A 22,449-nucleotide genomic window follows, 5' to 3' on the forward strand; every position below is an offset into this window, starting at 1 on the left:
TTATCTCCTGCTTTCAGCTGCAGAACGGTCCGGCAAATCTGACGATCCGCCGGACCGATATTTCAAAAGATCAGCCCCAGCACTTGTCGAGCGCAGTCTTGGTATCGATGGACGGAACGCCATCGACAGGCTTGTCCGTCACCAGCGTCACGCCCGTATCGACGAAGGTTTTGCCTTCCGTCGGCTTTGGCTTTTCGCCGGTATCGGCAAATTTCTTGATCGCTTCGATGCCGAGCGACGCCATCTGCAACGGATATTGCTGCGAGGTTGCGCCGATCACGCCAGCCGCAACGTTTTTCACGCCGGGGCAGCCGCCATCGATGGAAACGATCAGCACATCCTTTTCACGGCCCACAGCCTTCAGCGCTTCATAGGCACCGGCGGCAGCAGGTTCGTTGATCGTGTGTACAACATTGATGTTCGGGTCCTTCTGGAGAAGGTTTTCCATGGCGCGGCGACCGCCTTCTTCGTTGCCGTCGGTCAGGTCGCGACCGGCGATGCGCGGATCGTCCTCGTCGCCAAGCTTGTTCTTGTCTTTCGGGTCGATGCCGAAGCCGACATCAAAACCCTGATCGCGCAGAACATCCACGCTTGGCTGTGATGCGGTCAGGTTGAGGAAAGCGACGCGCGCATCCTTGGCTTTGTCGCCAAGCGCTGCTGCGGCCCATTTTCCGACCAGTTCACCGGCCAGGAAATTATCCGTCGCAAAAGTCGCGTCTGCCGCATCCGCCGGTTCCAGCGGCGTGTCGAGCGCGATGATCAGAAGACCCGCGTCACGCGCCTTTTGCAGCGTCGGCACGATGCCCTTGGTGTCGGAAGCGGTGATGAGAATGCCCTTGGCGCCGTCGGCGATGCAGGTTTCGATGGCCGCGACCTGACTTTCGGAATCGCCGTCGATCTTGCCCGCATAGGTTTTGAGATTGACGCCCAACTCCTTGGCCTTGGCGACAGCGCCTTCCTTCATCTTGACGAAAAAGGGATTGGTGTCGGTCTTGGTGATGAGGCACGCGCCGACATCGGCAGCATGCGCTGGAAGTGCGGCAACACCAAGCGTGAAGGCAGCAAAGGCCGCCGACAGAACTGTCTTCTTCATGAACTCCTCCCAGAGTGAAACCGGTCCTTCTTCCCCCGGCATGGTTGAAGCAAAACACGGCTTCGAAACAGAGTCAATTAATAAATCCACTTGATTTATTAATGTACTATGTCACTCTCGCCCCGGAGGAGAGAGCCGAGGGAGACACGACGCCACGTTGAAAAAGCGCGCATCTCGCTGCTTAAGCTTTTGTTTTTATTTCATATCCCACAGAATGAGGCTTTTTCTCCTGCGATGAATGGGTTAGGAACCTCGCCGTGCCCTAACACTACAGTTGCAAATTCGTCAGGCCGTGGCGAAACGAGTGATTTTCGAGCACCGGAGCGGAGCGTACTTAAAAGTACGTGAGCACCGAAGCACAGGAAATTGCTCGATGCAGACCGGCATCACGAAGAATGCAACTGGGTGTTAAGCGTGGGATCTGGGAGAGAAAATGGTCAGGCATCATCCGGAACAGGACGTTTCCGAGCCAAGGGGCGGCACGGCAGGCTCGCCCGGCCCTGCAATGCAGAAATTTGCCGAACCGGGCGCGAGTATCAATCGCGGTTCCAACCAGATCGGTGTCCGCGCTTATAATGAGCGGCTGGTTCTGGCGCTTGTGCGCAGGCATGGCGCGCTGGCCCGAGCCGATATTGCACGCCTGACCGGACTTTCGGCGCAAACTGTTTCCGTCATCATCCGCGCGCTGGAAAAAGACGGGCTGATTACGCAAGGCGAGCGCGTGCGTGGGCGCGTCGGCCAGCCCTCCATGCCGATGCGGCTTGCAGCAGACGGCGTTTTTTCCTTCGGCCTCAAGATCGGGCGGCGCAGCGCGGAAATCATCCTGATGGATTTTCTGGGCGCGATCCGCGAACGCAGGCATATCACCTATCGCTGGCCGGTGCCCAACGAAATCCGCCGTTTCGCCTTTGACAGCATTACCGCCTTCACCGCCGCACTTGATCCGGACAAGCGCGATCGCATTGCGGGCCTCGGCATCGCGCTGCCGTTTGAACTCTGGAACTGGGTGGAGGAAGTGGGCGCGCCCGCCGCCGACATGAATGCGTGGCTCGATGCCGATCTCGTCAACGATTTCGGCGCGGTCTTTCCGTTCCCCGTGTTTCTTCAGAATGACGGCACGGCGGCCTGTGGCGCGGAACTCACCTTCGGGCGCGGGCCGGAATTCACCGATTTCGTCTATTTCTTCATCGGCTCGTTCATTGGCGGCGGCGTGGTGCTGAACAACACGCTTTATCCGGGACGCACAGGCAATGCCGGTGCGCTCGGTTCCATGCCAATGCGCATGCGCAGCGCCGAAGATGGACGCGCGACATTGCAGCTGATCGATACCGCCTCGCTTTTCGTGCTGGAGCGGCTGTTGCAGGAGAGAAATATTTCGTCCGACGATCTCTGGCTGTCGCCCGAAAGCTGGCACAATTTCGGCGAACCGCTCGATGCCTGGATCGCACTTGCCGCGCGGGGGCTTGCCCATGCGGCGGTGGCGGCTGCGTCGATCATCGATTTTCCTGCGGCCATCATCGATGGATGGTTGCCGGAAGGCGTTCGCCATCGCATTGTCGAAGCGACGCGGGCCGAACTTTCCCGCCTCGACCTGCAAGGCCTCAGCGCCCCGGAGATCATCGAGGGCAAGGTGGGCGTCCACGCCAAGGCCATGGGCGCCGCAAGTCTGCCGCTCTCCAACCGCTATCTGTTCGACCAGAGCGTGCTGTTCAAGGATGCAGGTTAATCTCCAGAATTTGTAAAACACGCACACGGTTTGTTATTTACCAATGACAAGTTTGATCTATTTTGTCTTGCAATGACCGCAAATGCCGACAAGTTAACCGCTTGAAACCATTGAATCGAACGGGAAAGATATGACCGTCAAGACGATTGCGACCACGCCTTTTCAGGACCAGCAGCCGGGCACATCAGGCCTGCGCAAGAAGGTTCCTGTATTCCAGCAGCCCAATTATGCCGAAAACTTCATTCAGTCGGTTTTCGATGTGCTGGAGGGTTTTGAAGGCAAGACGCTGGTGGTCGGCGGCGATGGACGCTTCTATAATCGCGAAGTGATCCAGAAGCTCATCAAGATCGCGGTAGCCAACGGCTTCGGCCGCATCATGGTCGGTCAGGGCGGCATACTTTCCACGCCAGCCGCGTCCAACATGATCCGCAAATACAAGGCATTTGGCGGCTTGGTGCTTTCGGCCAGCCATAATCCCGGCGGACCCCAGGAAGATTTCGGCATCAAGTACAATATCGGCAATGGCGGCCCGGCACCGGAAAAGATCACCGATGCGATCTTCGCTCGCTCCAAGGTGATAGACCAGTACAAAATCGCCGATGTGGCCGATATCGATATCGACAAGCTCGGCATCACCAAGCTGGGTGACACCGAGATCGTCATTTTCGATCCGGTGGCCGATTATGCCGAGCTGATGGAAAGCCTGTTCGATTTCGACGCCATCCGCGCCATGATCAAGGGCGGCTTTGGGCTCAAATTCGATGCGATGCATGCCGTGACCGGTCCTTACGCCAAGGAAATATTCGAGCGCCGTCTGGGTGCGCCGGACGGCAGCGTCGTCAATTTCGTGCCGCTGCCGGATTTCGGTGGGCATCACCCCGATCCGAATCTCGTCTACGCAAAAGATCTCTATGATCTGCTGATGTCGGACAATGCACCGGATTTCGGCGCAGCCTCCGATGGAGACGGCGACCGCAACCTGATTATCGGACGCGGTATTTTCGTCACCCCGTCCGATTCGCTCGCCATGCTTGCCGCCAATGCGCATCTGGCACCCGGATATAAGGGCGGCATCAAGGGCATCGCACGTTCCATGCCAACTAGTGCTGCCGCCGACCGTGTGGCGGAAAAGCTCGGCATCGGCATCTATGAAACGCCGACCGGCTGGAAATTCTTCGGCAATCTGCTGGACAACGGCAAGGTCACGATCTGCGGCGAGGAAAGCTCCGGCACCGGCTCCGACCATGTGCGCGAGAAGGACGGTCTCTGGGCGGTGCTGCTCTGGCTCAATATTCTGGCCGTGCGCAAGGAAAGCGTGAAGGCCATTGTCGAGGAACATTGGGCGCGCTTCGGGCGCAATTATTACACCCGCCACGACTATGAGGCGGTCGATTCGGATATCGCAAAAAAGCTGGTGGCTGACCTGCGCGCCAAGCTTTCGAGCCTGCCGGGCACCACGGTCAACGGTCTGAAGATCGAGAAAGCCGACGATTTCGCCTACCATGACCCGGTCGACCATTCGGTCAGCGAGCATCAGGGCATCCGCATCTATTTCCCCCATGGCGGGCGCGTCGTGCTTCGCCTCTCGGGCACCGGCACTTCAGGCGCCACCATCCGCATCTATATCGAGCGCTACGAAGCGGACACCGCCAAGCACAATCTCGATACGCAGGAAACGCTTGCCGCGCTGATCGACGCTGCCGAGCAGATCGCCGAAGTGAAGAAGCGCAGCGGACGCGATGCGCCGACGGTGGTCACGTAATAGGGGAATAGGGGAATAGGGGAATAGGGGAATAGGGGAATAGGGGAATAGGGGAATAGGGGAATAGGGGAATAGGGGAATAGGGGAATAGGCTAGTAAGGCCGAAACTTTATTCAAGCGCCCTTTTCACTTATTCCCCTACTGCCTTACTCCCCTACTCCCTTAATCGAAAACAATCGCCGGTGCTGGTCGGCCAGCACCATTGCCGCCCTTCATGTTTTCCCAGACCTTGGACGCGATATCGCGGTAGATTTTCGCGTGTTCGCTATCCGGCTCGACCACCGTGACCGGTGTGCCATTATCCGAATGGGCGCGGATATCCATATGCAGTGGCACTTCGCCGAGGAACGGCACATTGAGGCGTTCGGCCTCCTTGCGCGCGCCGCCGTGACCGAAAATGTCGTAGCGCTTGCCCGTATCAGGCGCGATGAAGTAGCTCATATTCTCGACAATGCCGAGCAACGGCACATCCACCTTGCGGAACATGGACAAGCCTTTGCGCGCGTCGATCAGCGCCAGATCCTGCGGTGTCGACACGACAACCGCGCCAGCCAGCGGCACCTGCTGCGCCATGGTCAGCTGCGCGTCGCCGGTGCCCGGAGGCATATCGACGACCAGAACATCAAGCTCGCCCCAGGCCACTTCGCGCAGCATCTGCGTCAGCGCCGACATGACCATCGGACCCCGCCAGATCATCGGCGTTTCCTCATCGACCATAAAGCCCATCGACATGACCTTGAGGCCATAATTTTCCATCGGCTTCAGGATGCGACCTTCGATGGTTTCCGGGCGACCTGAAAGGCCCAGAAGGCGCGGCATGGAGGGGCCGTAAATATCGGCATCGAGAATGCCGACCTTCAGGCCATTGGCCTGCAAGCCGAGCGCCAGATTGACCGCCGTGGTGGATTTGCCAACGCCACCCTTGCCAGATGCGACGGCGATGATCGCGCCGACGCCCGGAATGCCGGGCTTGGCTGCTGCACGTTGTGGCTGCGGCGGATGGCGATGCTGTGCGGGTGCGGCAGCGGCAGGGCGCGGTTGCGGCTTGGGCGGCGGCGGAGCGTCGTCGCTGGTGCGGCCGCCTCTCTTTTCCGCCGTCAGCGTGACCAGCGCGCCGGAAACACCGGAGATTTCCTTCACGGCCTTTTCCGCTGCAAGCCGCATGGGCTCCAGCGCATCCGCGCGCTGCGCGGGAACCGTGATGGAGAAGAAGACCTTGCCGTCGGCAATAAAAATATCCGATACCAGTCCGAGCGACACAACATCGCTTTCGAAGTCCGGTCCCGTCACGGTCTTCAGCCGTTCCAGAACCTGTTCGCGCGTTACGCTTGCCATTTCGATTCCTTTAGTGAAGGCAGTAAGGCAATAGGTGAGTAAGTGAGTATGTATAGAACATATTGTCCTACTGCCCTATTCCCTTATTCCCCTACTCCCCTAATCCCTTTTCACCAAGAGGCCAATGCTCATTCTGGGCCTCATTCGGCGCACCTTTCAGGCCGCTTCCTCGCAGACGGCGGCTTCCGGGCGGTGCCCCATGAGATAAAGCGCGCAGGTGGTGCGCAGCATGGAGGCGAAATTCGGGATCGCGCCATTGGCTTCCAGCGCTTCATCATAGAGCGTCGAGATGAAGCGCGGCGTGGTCAGATTCTGGCTGGCTGCGATCTCATCCAGCAGTCGCCAGAAGGTGGCCTCCAGCTGAATACTGGTGGAATGCCCGCCAATGCGCACAGAGCGATTGATCTGCCGGTAGCCTTCCGGGTCCTGCTCGGCGAAAACCTTGCACATGGGTTCCTCCATTACAGAGCACATCCCGAAAAGTGTGAAACGGTTTTCGGAAAAGATGTGCGCAAAAATAAACTTCAGAGCGCCGATCTGTTTCCAGATTGAATAGCGCTCCCTTTAGAGCACGAACTGCGCTGTGGTAGCCGATTGCCACCACGCCGTCGTTTTTTCTTTCATAATCGACAACCAGTGAGACAATCGCAAGCCGCTTTTGCTGAAGCGCTGCCAAAAATGACATGCAAGAAATAGGAGTCACTTGTGGCTAAAGCCATTCATTCGATGATCCGTGTTCTCGATGAGGAAAAATCCGTTTCCTTCTACCACCAAGCTTTCAAGCTGGACATTGCAGAACGCATTGATTTCGAAACCTTCACGCTGATTTATCTGCGCAATGCAGAAGCCGACTTCGAAGTCGAGCTGACCGTTAACAAGGGTCGCACCGAACCCTACAATCTGGGCGACGGCTACGGTCATCTTGCTGTGGTCGTGGACGATGTCGACGCCGAACATGCGCGCTTCACTGCGCTTGGCTTCAAGGTCGGCAAGCTTGTCGATTTCAAGAACGACGGTGTGCAGCTTGCCCGCTTCTTCTTTGCCGAAGATCCGGATGGCTACAAGATCGAAGTTCTGCAGCGCGGCGGCCGTTACCAGTAAGCCGCCCGGCACCATATCGCCTGTCATGGCCGAGAGGAGCGGCCACGACAGACGCCAGCGTTCCCGGTGACGAAAATGCGCCGGGTACGCGCAGCCAGTCCATTCATTCCGGATGGGCAAGCAAAGGAGGAGAACCGAATGACAACCGTTTTCGACGGTCTTTCCACCCACGAAAAGAAGAAGCTCTCCCGCCGCGACCTCTTGAAGCGCGGTGCGGGCCTGAGCCTTGGGGCCATGCTGGTCATCAGCGGCAATGCCGTTATCTGCCCGCAATTTGCATGGGCGCTTGAAACGACAACGCTCAAGCCCGAAACCATGGCGACGCTGATCCAGCTCGCACGCGATATTTATCCGCATGACAAGCTTCCCGACCGGTTCTACGCCATTGCCGTCAAACCCTACGACGCGGATTCCGCCAAGGATGAAACGCTGAAAAAGCTGATTGAGGACGGTGTTGCCGATCTGGACAAACGGGCCGGAGCCGGAGGCTATCTGGGTCTCGGTTGGGAGGAAGAGCGCGTGGCGATCCTGCGCGATATTGAACAAAGCCCCTTCTTCCAGAAGGTGCGCAGCGGACTTGTGACCGGCCTTTATAACCAGAAGGATATCTGGCCGCTCTTCGGCTACGAAGGCGAAGCCTATTCCAAAGGCGGTTACATCCAGCGCGGCTTCGACGATATCGAGTGGCTTTAAAGAGCCGGATCAAGCTCAACCGAACCAAATTCAAAGCGGCATTACCGTTCGGCAAGCGCCAAGCGCTTTGCGGAAACGGCGAAGCATTGGGAGGAAACCATGGCTGCTCCATATGATCTCAAGGACGACAAGGTCGTCGTCATCATCGGTTCAGGTGCTGGCGGCGGCACGCTCGGCAACGAACTGGCGCAGAAAGGCATCGACGTCGTTATTCTGGAAGCCGGAAAGCGCCACGAATTCGAAGACTTCATCAATGACGAATGGGACAGCTTTGCGCAGCTCGCCTGGCTGGACAAGCGCACCACATCCGGCGACTGGCGGGTCGCGAAGGATTTCCCAAATCTGCCCGCATGGATCGTCAAGGCGGTCGGCGGCACCACCACGCACTGGGCTGGCGCATCGTTGCGCTTCCAGGAACACGAATTCCACACGCTGACGAATTACGGCAAGCTGGAAGGCGCGAATCTCCTCGACTGGCCGATTACCCTTGCCGATCTGGAGCCTTATTACACCAAGGCCGAGGACAAAATGGGGGTGACGCGCACCAACGGCATTGAAGGCCTGCCCGGCAACAATAATTTCAAGGTGATGAAAGCCGGTGCCGACAAGCTCGGCTACAAGGAATGCCATACCGGCCGCATGGCGATCAATTCCGCGCCGCGCGATGACCGCATGGGCTGCCAGCAAACCGGCTTCTGTTTCCAGGGCTGCAAATGGGGCGCGAAATGGTCGACGCTCTATACCGAAATTCCCAAGGGCGAAGAGACCGGCAAGCTGGAAGTTCGTCCCGAATGCACAGCGCTCAAGATCGAACACAATGCGGCTGGCAAGGTGACGGGCGTTCTCTATGCCGACAAGGACGGCAAGCAGCATCTGCAAAAAGCGCGTGTGGTCTGTGTGGCAGGCAATTCGATCGAAAGCCCGCGCCTGCTGCTCAACTCGGCCTCGTCGAAATTTCCCGACGGGCTCGCCAATTCATCGGGACAGGTCGGACGCAATTATATGCGGCACACGACGGGATCGGTTTACGCTTCGTTCGAAAAGCCGGTTCACATGTATCGCGGCACGACCATGGCAGGCATCATCCGCGACGAAGCGATCCACGATCCGAAGCGCGGCTTTGTCGGCGGTTATGAAATGGAGACCATTTCACTTGGCCTGCCCTTCATGGCGGCGTTCCTTAATCCGGGCGGCTGGGGTCGAAGCTTTACTTCGGCGCTGGATGATTATGTCAACATGGCGGGCCTCTGGATCGTTGGCGAGGACATGCCGCAGGAGAACAACCGCATCACATTGAGCAAGGACGTGAAGGATGAGCATGGCCTGCCGGTGCCGGATGTTCATTATAGCGACCACGCGAATGACGTCGCCATGCGCACTCATGCCTATGCGCAGGGCAAGGCGCTCTATGAAGCGGTCGGTGCGGTTCGCACCTTCCCGACACCGCCCTACCCTTCCACCCATAATCTCGGCACCAATCGCATGAGCGAAAAGCCGCAGGACGGCGTGGTCAACAAGCACGGGCAGACGCATGACATCAAGAACCTGTTCGTTTCCGATGGCAGCCAGTTCACGACGGGCGGCGCGGAAAATCCGACCCTGACCATTGTGGCGCTCGCCATCCGTCAGGCGGATTACATCGCCGAGCAGATGAAAAAGCGGACGATCTGAGCCGCGGCCTGACCCACAGCGCTGAGCTTCTGGAAAGGCAGCAGACTTTTTTGCTATTCACAAGGCGGAGCGATTTCGCTCCGCCCCATGATTGATATTCACTACAGAGAATTACAGAAGACGGAGTGGCTGCCAATCAAGTAAGAAGGTCCCCACGGCTTACGAAACATGTAAAAATTCGATTTAATACTAATAATTATATTAATAAATATTCTTTCAAGTATAATATATGGACTTCCTAACATAATTTGCTGAATCAACGCTAATTCCAAATTCCTTATGTATCGCGTAATCGCTCTTATTTAGAGCAACCATTCCATGAACTACATTTACTCTATCTAAATTTCTCATTGGAGAATAGTTTCCAAAAGAAACATATCTAAATATTCTCTCATAATTTACATTTCTGTACTGATATAAATTCAATAATTTCTCCATTTCATGTAATGATTCCAATTTATTATTTGATATCGCCATGTCTCTAATTTTTTGGCTTGCCCTCACTGGCTCCCAGTTTGGTCTTCTTTGCCTAGCAATTCGGATGGGGCCACAGCTCAAACCACCTTGCCCTGCTCTATTCGGACTGGGATATTCCATCAAATCTATAGAACTCCGTTGACGGAACGCTGTAGAAATTACAGCGTCGCCATGTTTCCCGCGTCTCATTCCATCTGAGGGCTCACCCAACCATTTCACAAACAGATCGAAATGGGTGTCCGCATTCTTCTCGCTCGCGTCTAGTTGCATCCCCGCTCGAACGTGCGCTTCAATAGTCGCTTTCGCCTTACTAACCACAATGCTTTGACCACCTCGCCCCAAAACACCGCCGGATTGTTCGGTCAAACCATGCCCGATATTCGATACGCTGTCGGCTATAATGCTATCGTAGAAACTCTCTGTTCTCATATTGAATGGTCTTTCTGAAGCAAAATTTCGAAGAGACTAGCCTAATAGCTTTTCGGTGGCGTCTGGCAGCGATCACAGGCTGATCGGAAAAGGAAAGACCGGGCAAGTTCGAAACTACATCGCCCGGATGTTATCGCCGAAAGCCGGTATGTTCTGGGGAAGTCCGACTGCCCGCGATGATGAAACCGGCGCGACCAATTCGCGCCGGTTTCGTTTGATGCTTGGCAAAGATGCATGGCTTCGACTAGATAGGCTCCGCGACACAGGGAGATGCCGTAGGTTGAAGTTCAGCGCACACCAGTTTCGGAGCAATCTCGCCATACGCCTCCTGAGCGTATTGGCTTTGATGCTCGTGGCCTTCGCGCACAAGCCCATCGATCTGAATGCTCCCGACAGCTATCAGCTCGCGCAGTATCAACTGCCGGATGGCACCTATCCCGTTCTTTGCATCGGTGATCAGGGTGAGAAACAGAATCATCAGGGGCATGACAAGCATGTAAGCAGCGAAAGCTGCGAGGCCTGCCGTATTGCCTCCGGCTTCCTTTGTCCGACACCGGAAAGCTCGACCGCTCCCTCGCCGCATGTCGCGATCACCCATTGCTTTGCACCGCTACAGCTTGCGTTATTCCGCAGTGTCTACCCGCCTTCGGCGCCGCCGCAGGCTCCGCCTATTGTTTGATTAAAGCCATTTTAGCCGTGCGCCTTTTCTCAAAAGGTTGCGCCTTCCTTTTTTTAAACTTCAGGTTTATCAGAATGAAAAATCATCGTCTTTTCGCGTCCGCATTTTCGCTGGCAGCCCTTTGCCTTTCCGCAGGCCTGGCCAATGCCCATTCGTCGCTCGACCAGAGCGAAGCCAAGGCTGGCAGCTTCTACAAGGCCACTTTCCGCATTCCGCACGGCTGCGACGGCAAGGCCACGACCGAAGTAAAAGTGGAGCTTCCCGAAGGTTTTGTGTCGGCGCAGCCGCAGGTCAAGGCTGGCTGGACAATCGAAACCACCAAGGGCGATTATGCCAAGAGCTACAAAGTGCATGGCAAGGATGTCACCTCCGGTATCAAGGAAGTGCGCTTCACCGAGGGCAACCTGCCGGGCGAGTTCTATGACGAGTTCACCGTCGTCGGCCAGTTGGCCAAGTTCGACAAGGACACCACGCTTTCCTTCCCCGTGACGCAGATCTGCGGCAGCGACGCTTCCGTCGCATGGACGGAAATTGCAAAAGACGGACAGAACCCGCACGAGCTTGAACATCCAGCCCCGCAGCTTCTCGTATTGGCGGCGACCGGCGCTGACGAGCATGCAGGCCACGGTGGTCATGGTGACCACGGCGACGCGCACGGCACCCATTCAGCCGAGCCGGTGAAACTTGGCGATCTCACCATCACATCGCCTTCGGTTCGCGCCATGGTGCCCGGCGCCAAGGTGGCGGGCGGCTTTCTGACAATCGAAAATGGCGGCAAGGATGCCGACAAGCTCATCTCCGTCAGCACAACGGGCGTAAAGCGCGTGGAAGTCCACGAAATGAGCATGGAAAACAATGTGATGAAGATGCGCAAGCTCGATGGCGGTCTCGACCTGCCTGCGGGCGAAACCGTCGAGCTGAAGTCCGGCGGTTATCACCTCATGTTCATCCAGCCGGAGAAGCCCTACAAGGAAGGCGAAACCGTGCCGGTTACGCTCGAATTCGAAAGGGCTGGTAAGGTTGAGATCAACTTCCCCGTCACGGCCCAGAATGGCCAGACGAGCGAACATTCATCCGATCATTCCGGCCACTGATTCCCGGAGCATGGGGCGCGGTGTCGTTCTCTCCCTCCTCCACCGGCATTGCGCCCGTTTGCCGCAACCGCTGTCTCCCCGCAGCGGTTGCGTTATCATTCGAATACTATAAACATGACTATGACAGTCTAGAATAATTCTACACTCTTGAAATCTCTCGGCTTTTTAAAAGTTGACCAATTGACTCCAGATCAATTTGCCGCTTTTATATAGCTCCGCGCAATCCTGCGCACCTTTGATGTCTGGGCCTTGAACCCTTTCGATTGGAGGACCCAATGGTTGGTCTCGGTGAATGCCGGTCCGCAAATATCGACGGCCTGCCCTGGCAGCTCAGTCTCTTGCCGACCGGATACTGCACTATACGCGGCGCGACGGAACGTCCCGCACAGCGCAAACAGGGCAAGTCTACTGTCTCGCATGCCTCTGCCGATGTTGCATCGTGGAGGCGCTCATGAATATGCGTATATCGCAGCTGAACGGCGCCAATAGTGCAGGCTATTTCGACCGCCTGCCGGAAAAGCTGGTGCTGGAAGGTTATCGCCGCTGGACTGCGGGTTTCGAGACTGGCTCGATCATCCCGTGGGAAATGACCTGGGGTCTCTATTCGGAAGTGCTCGGACCATCGGAAGCAAAGCGCGCTGTCGGCGAGCTTTCGTATTTCATCCGTGTGCTGCGTCATTGTGCAAGCTGCCAGTTGCGCGCTTTCCCGTTCGACTCGCATCATGTCTGCCGCGAGGAATGCCTGACGCTGGGGCTGATTTCCGGATTGCACAATCAGGATGCGCTGCTGCTCGACACGTGTCTGGAAGCCATTGCCTGCAAACGGCGCTGCGACGATGTGGCAGCTGCCGCCAGCAATTTTGCCGAAGCTTTGGCCGATTTCGGCCAGACTTTGCTGCCAATACCGATTCACGCCATCGACACCGCTTTGAACATTACGCATCGCGCGACTTTTCACTGATCTGAAAATCCCAGCGTTTTGCGAACAAAGACGATTCTAAGTTTTAAGCCGCTGCGACGCAGCGCAAGGAGATCAAAATGCAGGCCAGAACCGAACGACGCCTCGGCATTGCCGCTGCCCTCGTACTGACCGTAGCAGCATTTGTCATGCCGGGCGTATCCACTCAGATCGCGCAAAACGACGTTGCGCCAGAAAAGCAGGTTCACATGGCTTCCGCCGAAAGCCTGCGCGCCGAGTTCCGTCATTTCGTCAGGCTTGGCGAAGCGATGCCGAAATCGGTTCGCTACGAATAGAATGCAAAAAAAGGCCGTCTCTGACGGCCTTTTGTTTAAGCATTCATGTCTTCGGCGCAGTTAGCTGACAACAATCGGCGCCTGCCCCTGTACGCGATTATACAGGTCGATAATGTCCTGATTCATCAGGCGGATACAGCCCGACGACATGGACTGCCCGATGGACCACCATTCTGGCGAGCCGTGGATGCGATAGCCGGTGTCGCGGCCATTCTGGAAAATGTAAAGCGCGCGCGCGCCGAGCGGGTTCTGCGGACCCGGCTCCTGACCATTGCGGTATTTTTCGAGTTCCGGCTTGCGCTGGATCATTTCCGGCGGCGGCGTCCAGCGCGGCCACTGCTTCTTGTACTGCACATTGGCGCGGCCCTGCCATTCAAAGCCCGCCTTGCCGATGCCGACGCCATAGCGCAGCGCTTCGCCGCCCGGCAGCACATAATAGAGGTAATGATCTTTCAGGCTGACGACGATAGTGCCCGGCGCCTGACCGGTCGGGTCTGGCACAATCTGGCGGCGGAACTGCTTCGGCACCTTGTCATAAGGAATGGCAGGCAACGCGTAAGGCCCCTCCTGCACCGATGCATACATGACATCCGGCGTCGTGATGGCGCGATCAACACTGATCTGCGGACGCATCGGCGAGATGCCGCCTGTCGACATCGTATCTACCTGAAAGGCAGACATGTCCATCGTCTGCGAGCAGCCTGCGGCGCCACTCAGAACGACGGCCCCGGTGCCAAGCAGAAAGCGGCGGCGGCTCAGAACATCACTCAACTTCGACATGCAAATCGCCCAAAACACAGGTGACAGGGAGCAGGCATCATGCCGCTCGGTATTAACCGTAATTTGCAGTCTTATGGTTGAGGAACCGTTAAACCAGGCATTTCTATACTCATAAAAGATTAGCGCAGGCGTAAAAACTCAACCGAGGGATGCAGCGTTTGAAAAGAAAAAGCCGGACGAACCGCCCGGCTTATTCAAGCAAATCGAGGAACGATCAGTAGTCTTTTTCGTAGAAAATACCGCCGCTGGAATCACCCTCTGCGCCGAGCGACCCCTTCGCCTTGAGGTTTCGCGTGATATCGAGATTGACGGTTCCCTTGGTCGAGCCGCCGGACCCCGCTTCCACACCCAGATAGATATTGTCGCGGATGTAGCGTCCGGCGCGAACGGCTGTCTGCCCCTTGCTGTCGGTCACGACATCAAGATCGTCGAGGCCGGTACCGGCGCGAAGCTTGTTCATGAGCGAATTGTTGGAGCCGCCCGCAAGTTCCGCTGCCGCAGCAGCAAGCTGTGCAATCTGGAAGGCCGACAATTCACCGATGGAGCGCTTGAAGATCAACTGCGCCAGCACTTCATCCTGCGGCAGTTCCGGGGACGAGGAGAAGACGATATTGAGATTATCGACCGTGCCTGTGACCGTGACGATGGCGGTGATTTCATTGCCTTCCGAACGGGCCACGAAATTGAGCTGCGGATTGAGGTCGCCAACCAGCGTGACATGCCCCTCATCAAAGGTGATGCGCTGGCCGAGAATGCCGATGCGACCGCGAATCATGTCGAAGGAACCAACCGGCTTGATATCGCTGACCGGCCCGGTGAGGCGCACGCGCCCGCCAAGTTCCGTATCGAGACCGCGACCGCGCACGAAAATCTGGTTTGGCGCATTGACGACGACATCGAGACGCGGCCCGGCTGAATTGGCCCGCGCCACCGACTTGGCCTTGCCCTTGCGGGTTTCGACCTTGGCGCGCTCCAGCGTCTTCGCAACATTTTTCGGCGTGTTCTTGTGCTCGACCGGCACATAGGTTGCGCCACCACCGAGATTTTCCGGTACCGAGATTTCCGCACGTTCCACGTCGATCCGACCACCAATCAGCATGTCGCCTGCCAGCGGTCCGGTGATCGAGATGCCGCCATTGACCGTTGCGACGACAAGCTTGCCATCGGCATAACGGGCGCGGTCCAGCTTGATATCGATATTGGCCGGGAAATTCGCCGCTGCATTCGTGGAGATCGTGCCGCTTGCGGAAACGGAGCCGCCGCTACCGAACGCAGCATTGACCTGCCGCAGCGTGATGGTTTCACCATCCATGCTGCCCATGATATTGATATTGTTCACACGGACATTGGTTTCGGGATCGATGAAGGTTGCACCGCTGGTGGAGAACATGCCGCGCAATTGCGGGCGGTCGAAGCCGCCGGAAACGCTTGCGGTCAGCGTCAGTGTGCCATTGGCCTGCGCGCCGCGATCCGCCAGAAAGCGATTGGCGAGCGCCAGCGGGACGTTGCCGTTGACATTGACGCCAAGGCCCTGACCGGAGAACGGCACCTTGCCGCTCGCCGTGACATTCAGGCCCTGCGGGCCATCCACCGTCAGCGAGGAAATATCGACCGCCTTGGCGGCATAGCTGCCTGCTGCCTGAAGGCTGAGCGGCGCAAGGCCGTTTTCGCGCAGCGGCTTGGCAGCAAGGCCGGCCCCCTTGAGATTGAAGGTCGCGGCGGGATTGGTCAGCGGGCCCGTCACGCGCGCCGTGCCGGTGACATTGCCCGCGAGGTCCTGCCCTTTCACAGCGCCGTTCAGTATGCCGAGCGGCAGATTGGCCAGCGTCACATCGACGCCAAGATCGCCCTTGCCAAGCGGCACGCCGCCCTTCGCCGTGACGTCGATACCATTGCCGCTTGCAGCGCCACCGGTTACCCGGGCGTCGATGTTGAGCCGGTCATTGGCCGACGTGCCCTTGGCATCGGCATTCAGCGCAGCGATGCCCTGTTTCTTCAGTTCAGCAGCCGTCACGCCCCGTGCCGCCATATCGAAGGCGATATTGGGCGCATCGCGCGTACCGGTCACGCGGGCGGTCCCGTTGACAGTACCGCCGAGGCCGAGGTCCGGCTTGAAGGTGTTGGCAAGCGCCAGCGGCAGATCGGCAAGCGCCACCGACAGATCAAGGCGGTCATCGACCGAGCCGTTGATCTTGACCTGCCCCGCGCCCGCATTGGCACCGGTATTGATGATGATATCGCCAAAGGAAATCGCGCTGCCCTTCATGGCAATCGTCACCGGCTCGGCGAGATTGGCGCGAAGCGCACCCTGCTTCACATCTGCCGAGGCAAGGCCGAGTTCAAAGCCGCCATCCTTCGGCTCCAGCGAGCCGGCGGCATTGGCCACCGTGCCGATCTTGAGCTTCGTATTGGCGCTGAAATCGGTCTTGGCTCCGGTGGCGTTTGCCTTGGCGTCGAAGGTGTCGATACCGAATGTGCCGACCATGATATCGCGCGCGGCAGCATTGCCGTCCACAACGGGCACGCCGAACAGATCCTGTGCGGTCAGCGCGATATTGGCGGACGCAATATGATTGCCGTTGACCTTCACGCCCTTGGCGTCAGCTGAAACGGTCGCATTCTGCCGGTCGCCATCAGCTTGGAGCGCGATATCGGCGTTGGCCGCCCCGGTTGCCTCGGCAAGAAACAGTGCGGCGGCAGTGGAGATATCCGGCGCGTCGAGCTTCAGCGCGCCATTGAGCAAACCCTTGGCCGTCTGCGTGACATTGCCGGAAAGATGCGCCCCGCCCGCATTGAACAGAAGATTGGTCAGGCGCTTCTCGTCATTGACGATGTCGATCAGTGAACCCAGTTCAATGCGCTCTCCATTAAGGAAGGCATTGCCTGACAGCTTGCCGGACAGAGCCGCGCCGGTGCTCGCATTGCCATCGAGCATGGCGTTGAAATCAAGACCGGCATTGGTAAGCTTGCGGCCCGCAAGCGTGCCCTGTGGCGCGTCGGCCCGCAGCGCCAGCGCGATCAGCTTGTCGTCACCGCGCGCACTGCCCTTGACCGTCATACGGCCCGATGCCTGCGGTGAAAGCAGCTTCATATCGGACAGCATCACGCCGAAATCGAAATTCGCCTTGTCCGATGCGAAGGAGCCATTGGCGGTGATTTCGCTCAACGCATTGCCGATGCGGAAATCGCGGGCGGAAAAACCTTCGGCGCTGCGACCGACAGCACCGGCCAGCCGCGCTTCGCCATCCAGAATATTGTCGACCGCCTCGGTGCCGGTGCGCATGTTTTGCGCTGTACCGTCGAGATCGAGATAGAATGCGCCGCTGATCGGGCGAACCGTGCCCTTGGCCTTGACGTCGATACTGCCCGCCAGTTCCTTGTCCGCCAAAGCGCCGAAGGGCGCAAGGCTTGCGACCTTGGCGGCGATATCGCCATTGAAGACGAAGTCGTCAATATTGCCCTTGAGATCAAGGCTGAGACCGTTGCCCTCGATATTCGCCTGTGCAAGTTCCACCGGAGAACCGGCGCGCCAGCCGCCATCAATGAGAAGCGCGATCTTGCTGCCCAGTGCCTGCGCCAGTTCTGCGCGTGGCGATGAAATGCCGTCCATGCCGCCCGTCACCTTGAAAGTGATGTGGCGGTTTGCGGCATCGTTGAGGTTTTCTGCAACGCCGCCCATGTCCAGCGCCACGCTGGAGGCGGCAATGGTCGCATTCTTCAAGCCGTTGACGGAAAGCTGGCCCGTCCAGTCATTCGTCGGACGGTCGCCATAGGAAACCTGGAACCGCGCATTGTCGATATAGGTTTCGGCGCCCTTGACCGGCAGCAGCACACGGCCCTTGCTTTCATCGGCAATCGACGCGTCGATGCTGAGCTTGTTCAAAAAGTGATCATTGCCGGATTCGGCAGCAGCCTTCAGCTTCAGCGCGGCGCTTGTCAGCGCCAGATCATCGAGACGGAACCCGCCCGCATCTTTCAGGAAGCCATCGGCAGAAAGCACGGTTTCGGAACCGAAGAAGTCACGGAACACCGGCGGCACGAGAACAGCAATCGGCCCATTGAAGCGCGCTGCGAAAACGCGACCGCCATTGGGCGCTTCGCCCTGACGGTTCAGCGTGAATGCACCGGTCAGCGTGCGGCTGCCATTGGTGTCGAGCGCCAAATCCACTTTCAGATCATCAAGCGGGCCAGCGCCTGTCAAGGTGAGATCGACTGGCGGGCGACCGTCAATATTGAGCAAGTTGGCCACGATGCCATTGGCGGGTTCTGCAACTCTCAGATCAAGATCGACCTTTTGGTCAGCATTGGCATAGGCGGCGCGCAGGGTGAAACTGCCGCCGGGACCGTCAAGGCGCTTGATATCGAAGGACGAGTTCAGTGAACCATCGGCGAGCGAAAGGCTGCCGGTTGCGGAGACTTCCGATTCGAGGCCGAAAATCTCGGGGCCAAAACGCAGCCGCGCCACATCAAGCTGATCCAAACTGATGGAGATCGGCAGTTCCGGCAGGCTGAAGCTCGACGATTCCGGCGATGGCAGGCTGTTGTCCGGCAGCGGCTTGCGGGCAATATCGATGCGCTCCGCGCTCAGCGACTGGATGCTGAGCCGACCGAGCAGCAAAGCGGTGCGGCTCCAGTTCAGCTTGGCATTTTCGATCCGCAGCCAGACGCCTTCACGGTCGGCAATGGTGATCGAGCCGATGGAGGCTTCCGACGACAGGACGCCGCTGATGCCCGAAAGCGAGATACGGCGGTTCGGCGCGGAAAGCTGGCTTTCCACGAAAGACAGGAAATAGGATTTTTGCTCTTCGTTGCTTTCCGATGCTTCGGCCTGCTGTTCGCTCTGGCCCTGCGTTTGCGCATTTGCCGGGGCGACAATCGACGCCGTGGTCTGTGTATCCACGCCGATAAGCGTGACCCATGCGCCCGGAATGGCCAGCACGGCGGCCACAGCGGCGAGAATCAGGAAGAGGAAAACGGTGATAAATCTGGTCAAAACGCCTGTCCTATGCCCACATAGAATGCATAGCTCGGATCACCCGAGCGGCGGTTAAGCGGTATGGCGACGTCGAGGCGAATCGGCCCGAGGCCGGTCAGGTAGCGCAGACCACCACCGGCGCCGACGCGCATTTGTTCCGAGAAATCCGGAAACGATTTTTCGCCGACATAGCCCGCATCGACAAAGGCGACCGCGCCGATGGAATCGGTGATGCGGGTGCGCACCTCGCCCGAAGCTTCCAGCAGCGACCGTCCGCCGACGATGTTGCCGTTTCCGGCATCGACGCCGATATTGCGATAGGCATAGCCGCGCACTGAGCCGCCGCCGCCCGCAAGGAAGGACAGGCTCGGCGGCAAATCTTCAATCGAAGCGCCGACAATCGATCCCACTTTCACGCGCCCGGCCAGAATCACGCGATCCGTTGCACCAAGGCCGTAATAGGTGCGGCCCTCGGCGGTGAAGCGGGTGGCAAAATTGCCATAATGGAATTCGTAGAAGGGCTGGATATTGCCTTCCAGATAAAAGCCCGAACTTGGGTCCGGCTTGTTGTTGCGGCTGTCGTAAAGCACGCTGCCTTCCAGACCGGCTGTCGTGAAGTCACGGGGACCGAAAGGATAGTCCGTGTAGCGTCCCTGGCTCGCCTTGGCATAGATCGCGCCTGACAGTTCGTCGCTGAAAATCTGCGTGAAACCGGTCTTGGCGTTGATCGAGGTCTCGGTATAGGCGTCGAGCACTTCGCGCTTGGCGTCGAGCGACAGAACGAAATCCGTATCAGGCGTATAGACGCCGGGCTTCTTGAACGTGCCGCCGAGCAGATAGGTATAGTTCTGCGGATTAAACGAATTATCCTGCGAACCGCCAATGCCACTGACCTTGGCGTCGAAACGCAGGTTTTCACCCTTGCCGAACAGGTTGCGATGCATCCAGTAGCCGGTCACGCCGAAGCCGTCGATGGTCGAATATTCCGCACCGAAGCCGAACCGGCGGGGTTTGCGCTCCTGCACGTTGAGCGTCATCGGCAGGCTGCCATCTGGCTCGATGGTTTCGGCTTCCTCGAAACTCATCGCACGAAACACTTCCATGCGGCCAAGACGCTTCTTGGCTTTTTCGATATCGTCGGGGTCGTATTCCTTATCGGGAGTCAGTCCGGTCATCCAGGCGACGAATTGCGGGTCCATGCGCGCCGTGCCAACCACGCTGACCGGCCCATAATGCGCCTTGCGGCCCGGATCGAGCGCGACATCGGCGGCAACCGTGTTGCCATCATGGTCGGCGACAACCTCTTCGCCTGTCACCTGCGCCTTCGGATAGCCCTGCTGACGCCAAGCCTCGACGGCAAGACGCTCGGCCTTGATGATCGTTCCAGAGCGCGCTACCTGACCGGGCGCGAAACCCGCATCTTCGGGCGATTGCACGACATCGCGCTTGTCGGTGGCGGGCGGCGCTATATTGGAAATGGCCGTGCGCGAAAACAGGAACTGCGGTCCCGGATCGACGGAAATCGCCACTTTCGCATTGTTTGGAATATCAGCGTCCGGCGGAATGTCGTTCGCCTCGCGGCCATCGACGAGAATCGAGATCGTGCCGCCATAGCGGCCTTCACCGTAAAGGGCGGCCAGAATACGCCGATAATCGCCGCGCGCCTTGGCCAGCAGACCGGCGGAACCCGAGGCGGGCTTGTCCGCGTCGGTCACCAGACCGGATGCACCTTCAACGACGGATTTCAGATCGGCTTCGGTGCCATCCGCATTCTTGCGATCACCGGTGGTAGTGACCTCGACCTCATAGGTCTTCGGATCGATGATATCGGGATCGGTTTTCTTGTCTTCGCCCCAAAGACGGACGCCAAAAAGCTCAAACGCCAAAGCAGGCGACACGGTAAACGAGGAAAAATGCGCCGCCAGCAAAAGCATGGCAATGCCTTTTCCCTGTATCGTCCTGTTACTCCGAGTCATACGCGTTACTGTCCGGTTCCTGTCTATGCGGTCGCCTGGCAGCGTCCCGTTTCCATTTCCCACCCAGGACGTTTCAGGGATTACCATAGGGAGGTCGGGGCGCCAAGCAACAACCTAAAGCTTAAGCTCTAGATATGAACGGATTCAGTCAAGGGAGTGTTAACGTTACCACAGCTTTACGCAACGCCCGGTCGCAGACGCGAAGACTTCGCGCTGAAAATGCAAAATATGAAGCGCACAAAAAAGGGAGGCGCTCCGGAGGGAACCGGAGCGCCACGCGGCTTTGGGGGGAGAGAGGGAGGATAAAGCCGCGATTCAAACCGTGTGCGGATCATGGTCCGGCGCGCGGGAGAAACGGTAGCTCAGCGGGGCATGTCAAAGACCAACCCCGCCGGGCGCGGTCCGATTAAGGCAGGTTACGCACGTCGTCAGGCGTCATGTACATCGGCATCATATTGGTATCGAGGTGATGCATGACCCAGATGGAGCCGGCAAGCACGATAGCCAGAATGATGACCGTGAAGATGAGCGCCAGAATGTTCCAGCCGCCTTCCGACTTCGGATCGAGGTGCAGGAAGTAAACCAGATGCACCAGGATCTGAACGACGGCGATGCCGAGAACAACGGCTGCGGTCGTGGCAGGCGTGAAATAGCCGTTCATCGCCAGAAGAAATGGAACGACGGTGAGAATAACCGCCAGCACGAAGCCGATCAAATACGACTTCAGGCTGCCATGCGCGGCATGATCGTGTGTTTCGTGTGCAGAACTCATCACAGTACACCCAGCAGATAGACAAGGGTAAAGACGCCAATCCAGATGATGTCCAGGAAGTGCCAGAAGAGGCTGAGGCACATCACGCGCGTCTGGTTCTTTTCCGTCAGACCGTCACGCAGAAGCTGGGCGGAAAGCACCAGAATCCAGATCAGGCCGGACGTGATGTGAAGACCGTGGGTTCCGACCAGCGCGAAGAAAGCCGAAAGGAACGCGCTGCGGCTCGGGCCGGCGTCTTCGAGAATCAGGTGATGGAATTCATAGACTTCCATCACGAGGAAGGCTGCACCCAGCAGGAACGTGACGCCCAGCCAGAACAGCACGCCTGCACGGTTCTTCTTGTACATGGACAGCGTCGCCAGACCATAGGTCAGCGACGAGACCAGCAGCAGCATGGTTTCGGTCAACACAAACTGCAGGTCGAAGAGTTCACGGCCGGTCGGACCGCCCGCAAACTGGTGCGCCAGAACGGCATAGGTTGCAAACAGGCCCGAGAACAGGACGCAATCGCTCATCAGGTAGATCCAGAAGCCGACCAGCGTGGTCGACCCTGCATCCTGATGGTCTTCGTGAGCAGGATGCTCGTTGCCGCCCGTGAATGGACCGGCCGTTGAAATGCTAGCGCTCATGGA

Annotated in this window: 18 protein-coding genes; 9 read left to right on the forward strand and 9 right to left on the reverse strand. The window is 58.0% G+C overall.

Features of this window, described 5'->3' with window-relative positions:
* Nucleotides 1-70: 70 nt before the first annotated feature.
* A complete protein-coding gene (locus WIX40_RS13325) occupies nt 71-1,093 on the reverse strand; it encodes a sugar ABC transporter substrate-binding protein (protein WP_109368109.1) in 1,023 nt (340 codons plus the stop codon).
* A gap of 433 nt (nt 1,094-1,526) precedes the next feature.
* Between WIX40_RS13325 and WIX40_RS13330 the strand changes: the two genes are divergently transcribed.
* Together WIX40_RS13330 and WIX40_RS13335 are read left to right on the forward strand one after the other, a co-directional pair.
* On the forward strand, nt 1,527-2,819 hold the full coding sequence (locus tag WIX40_RS13330; protein WP_371834133.1) for an ROK family transcriptional regulator: 1,293 nt from the start codon (nt 1,527-1,529) through the stop codon (nt 2,817-2,819).
* Nucleotides 2,820-2,949: 130 nt separating this feature from the next.
* Nucleotides 2,950-4,581 carry an alpha-D-glucose phosphate-specific phosphoglucomutase gene (locus WIX40_RS13335; RefSeq protein WP_339440164.1) on the forward strand — a complete coding sequence of 544 codons (1,632 nt, stop codon included), beginning with the start codon at nt 2,950-2,952 and terminating at the stop codon, nt 4,579-4,581.
* Between the two features lie 162 nt (nt 4,582-4,743).
* Here WIX40_RS13335 and apbC read toward each other — a convergent pair whose 3' ends face one another.
* A complete protein-coding gene (gene apbC / locus WIX40_RS13340) occupies nt 4,744-5,916 on the reverse strand; it encodes an iron-sulfur cluster carrier protein ApbC (RefSeq protein ID WP_339440165.1) in 1,173 nt (390 codons plus the stop codon).
* A gap of 156 nt (nt 5,917-6,072) precedes the next feature.
* Nucleotides 6,073-6,366 carry a ribbon-helix-helix domain-containing protein gene (locus tag WIX40_RS13345; RefSeq protein WP_006471202.1) on the reverse strand — a complete coding sequence of 98 codons (294 nt, stop codon included), beginning with the start codon at nt 6,364-6,366 and terminating at the stop codon, nt 6,073-6,075.
* A gap of 255 nt (nt 6,367-6,621) precedes the next feature.
* Between WIX40_RS13345 and WIX40_RS13350 the strand changes: the two genes are divergently transcribed.
* The 3 genes from WIX40_RS13350 (at nt 6,622) to WIX40_RS13360 (ending at nt 9,381) form a co-directional block, all read left to right on the forward strand.
* On the forward strand, nt 6,622-7,017 hold the full coding sequence (locus WIX40_RS13350; protein ID WP_171316889.1) for a VOC family protein: 396 nt from the start codon (nt 6,622-6,624) through the stop codon (nt 7,015-7,017).
* A gap of 138 nt (nt 7,018-7,155) precedes the next feature.
* Entirely contained in the window at nt 7,156-7,710 is a 555-nt protein-coding gene (locus WIX40_RS13355; protein ID WP_140024505.1) for a gluconate 2-dehydrogenase subunit 3 family protein, read from the forward strand.
* A 99-nt stretch (nt 7,711-7,809) separates the two neighbouring features.
* Nucleotides 7,810-9,381: a GMC family oxidoreductase gene (locus tag WIX40_RS13360; protein ID WP_109368102.1), complete on the forward strand. Its 1,572-nt coding sequence runs from the start codon at nt 7,810-7,812 to the stop codon at nt 9,379-9,381.
* Between the two features lie 216 nt (nt 9,382-9,597).
* Here WIX40_RS13360 and WIX40_RS13365 read toward each other — a convergent pair whose 3' ends face one another.
* Complete coding sequence (locus WIX40_RS13365) at nt 9,598-9,981, reverse strand: hypothetical protein (RefSeq protein ID WP_339440185.1); 384 nt, start codon at nt 9,979-9,981, stop codon at nt 9,598-9,600.
* Between the two features lie 586 nt (nt 9,982-10,567).
* On the opposite strand from WIX40_RS13365, the gene WIX40_RS13370 reads away from it, so the two are divergent.
* The 4 genes from WIX40_RS13370 to WIX40_RS13385 all read left to right on the forward strand — a co-directional run bounded on the left by WIX40_RS13370 (nt 10,568) and on the right by WIX40_RS13385 (nt 13,314).
* Nucleotides 10,568-10,966, forward strand: coding sequence for a hypothetical protein (locus tag WIX40_RS13370; RefSeq protein WP_339440187.1), 399 nt, complete (start codon nt 10,568-10,570; stop codon nt 10,964-10,966).
* 74 nt (nt 10,967-11,040) lie between these two features.
* Nucleotides 11,041-12,060, forward strand: a complete 1,020-nt coding sequence (locus tag WIX40_RS13375; protein WP_339440189.1) for a DUF1775 domain-containing protein — start codon at nt 11,041-11,043, stop codon at nt 12,058-12,060.
* Between the two features lie 451 nt (nt 12,061-12,511).
* Entirely contained in the window at nt 12,512-13,021 is a 510-nt protein-coding gene (locus tag WIX40_RS13380) for a hypothetical protein (RefSeq protein WP_339440190.1), read from the forward strand.
* Nucleotides 13,022-13,098: 77 nt separating this feature from the next.
* Nucleotides 13,099-13,314: a hypothetical protein gene (locus WIX40_RS13385; protein ID WP_109370136.1), complete on the forward strand. Its 216-nt coding sequence runs from the start codon at nt 13,099-13,101 to the stop codon at nt 13,312-13,314.
* Nucleotides 13,315-13,374: 60 nt separating this feature from the next.
* Here WIX40_RS13385 and WIX40_RS13390 read toward each other — a convergent pair whose 3' ends face one another.
* The 5 genes from WIX40_RS13390 to cyoC all read right to left on the reverse strand — a co-directional run bounded on the left by WIX40_RS13390 (nt 13,375) and on the right by cyoC (nt 22,446).
* Complete coding sequence (locus tag WIX40_RS13390) at nt 13,375-14,094, reverse strand: L,D-transpeptidase (protein ID WP_109368098.1); 720 nt, start codon at nt 14,092-14,094, stop codon at nt 13,375-13,377.
* A gap of 214 nt (nt 14,095-14,308) precedes the next feature.
* The gene (locus WIX40_RS13395) at nt 14,309-18,994 is read right to left on the reverse strand and encodes a translocation/assembly module TamB domain-containing protein (protein WP_371834148.1); all 4,686 of its coding nucleotides are present in this window, start codon (nt 18,992-18,994) and stop codon (nt 14,309-14,311) included.
* 89 nt (nt 18,995-19,083) lie between these two features.
* Nucleotides 19,084-21,045 carry an autotransporter assembly complex protein TamA gene (locus WIX40_RS13400; RefSeq protein ID WP_442945166.1) on the reverse strand — a complete coding sequence of 654 codons (1,962 nt, stop codon included), beginning with the start codon at nt 21,043-21,045 and terminating at the stop codon, nt 19,084-19,086.
* A gap of 406 nt (nt 21,046-21,451) precedes the next feature.
* Complete coding sequence (gene cyoD, locus WIX40_RS13405) at nt 21,452-21,817, reverse strand: cytochrome o ubiquinol oxidase subunit IV (RefSeq protein WP_109368096.1); 366 nt, start codon at nt 21,815-21,817, stop codon at nt 21,452-21,454.
* Complete coding sequence (cyoC, locus tag WIX40_RS13410) at nt 21,817-22,446, reverse strand: cytochrome o ubiquinol oxidase subunit III (protein ID WP_109368095.1); 630 nt, start codon at nt 22,444-22,446, stop codon at nt 21,817-21,819. Before cyoC ends, cyoD begins: the two co-directional genes overlap by 1 nt.
* Between the last annotated feature and the right edge of the window lie 3 nt (nt 22,447-22,449).

The sequence above is a fragment of the Ochrobactrum teleogrylli genome, from assembly GCF_037482325.1.
GTDB lineage: Bacteria > Pseudomonadota > Alphaproteobacteria > Rhizobiales > Rhizobiaceae > Brucella > Brucella teleogrylli.